The organism is Streptococcus suis (assembly GCF_002964045.1).
Taxonomy (GTDB): domain Bacteria; phylum Bacillota; class Bacilli; order Lactobacillales; family Streptococcaceae; genus Streptococcus; species Streptococcus suis_U.
Genome location: NZ_POPB01000235.1, coordinates 1 through 319 on the forward strand (window position 1 = coordinate 1; position 319 = coordinate 319).

The 319-nt window shown below is 43.3% G+C and carries 1 protein-coding gene; it reads right to left on the reverse strand.

The genetic code is table 11. The features are described 5' to 3' along the window. Positions 1-319, reverse strand: a 319-nt coding sequence (locus C1E99_RS02160) for an alpha-amylase family glycosyl hydrolase (protein ID WP_238146188.1), incomplete at both ends; no start/stop codon positions are given.

The window sequence follows — 319 nt, forward strand, 5'->3', positions numbered from 1 at the left end:
CCTTTTCCAAGGTCAAAATTAGCAGTCCCCCACTGGTGGTTTTCACGATCTTGTTCGTAGGAGTATTCGTATAGCCAACTACCATCAAATTGGTAGAGCCCATGAGCATCTTTACAGAAATGAAGTGGTACCCAGTCAAGAATCACTCCGATTCCTGCTTGGTGACATTGGTCAACTAAATACTTAAGTTCATCTGGCTTGCCATAGCGACTAGTTGGACTGTAGTAGCCTGTTACCTGATAGCCCCAAGACGCATCGAGAGGATGCTCGGTAATTGGCAATAATTCAATATGTGTGTAGTTATTTTCCCTGATATGTT